At 49.0% G+C, this 1,018-nt stretch carries 1 protein-coding gene; it reads left to right on the forward strand.

Translation table 11 applies throughout. From position 1 onward, the window contains the following. Positions 1 to 456: 456 nt before the first annotated feature. Positions 457 to 990, forward strand: coding sequence for an SLOG family protein (locus tag JX325_RS17645; protein WP_204792296.1), 534 nt, complete (start codon positions 457 to 459; stop codon positions 988 to 990). The last annotated feature ends 28 nt before the right edge of the window (positions 991 to 1,018 follow it).

The following is a 1,018-nucleotide window of genomic DNA, read 5'->3' on the forward strand; positions in this document are numbered from 1 at the left end:
AGCGGTTTCCCAATTTGAAGTTGGGATAACACTGGATGATTGCATTGAAGTTTTTCTAAAAACAGAGATTGTGTATAGAGTGCCACGGTAACCATCTTCCATCGACCAATTTGTACAGCACATATCTCCACCCACATATGAACGTGCTCCAGAGAACNCGGATGAAAGTACATTTGATTATATCCGCATGATCGTGGGACTCCCCCGCTATCGGTTTGATTCTTGGGAGGCTCTGAAAGATGAAGTCAAAAAGCATCGGTCTGAAATATATCAGCGAGTCCTCCAAAGATTGAAAATTGACCGTCAGTTTAAGAGCTATGGAGTACCGATAAACTTCCTCAAAGCGAGTAACATTATATTACGGTGTGACTATGCCATTGAATTTATTTTTGAACTAAAAGAGCGGGAAGTCAGCCCGCTTTCAGGTTTGGCCGGGAGCCAGGGGAGCCTATGACTATGTTTGAAAATTCCTGTGCCTTTACCGGGCACCGGCCCAAAAGTTTCCCATGGAAGTATGACGAAACGGACCCCCGGTGCGCGGCACTAAAAGCAACGCTGGCAGAACAAATCGCGGCACTGGCCGAGACCGGAGTGACAGGTTTTTTTACAGGAGGCGCGGACGGCGTGGACTGCTGGGCGGCGGAGATTGTCCTGGCTATGCGCGAAAAAAATCCCGCGCTGAAACTCCATTGTATTCTGCCCCATGAAGGGCAGGCGGACAAGTGGAGCGATTCAGCGCGGGAGCGGTATCATTCTATCTTGAAGCGGGCTAATTCTGTGACTTATGTGAGCCGGGAATACTACGATGGGTGCATGATTGACCGGAATCACCAGCTTGTGGAGGCCGCTGGTCTGCTGCTGGCCGTTTTCAACGGAGTGCGGCGGAGCGGAACAGGGGCTACTGTGAATTATGCACGGAAATTAAAAAGAGGAATTGTTATAATCCATCCAATCTCGATGGACATTACACGCATACAAGGCGGGAGGTAGGGTACAAATGAGCGTAGAGTTTGAACAT

Source organism: Oscillibacter sp. CU971 (genome assembly GCF_905219725.1).
In the GTDB taxonomy this organism is placed as follows: Bacteria; Bacillota; Clostridia; order Oscillospirales; family Oscillospiraceae; genus Oscillibacter.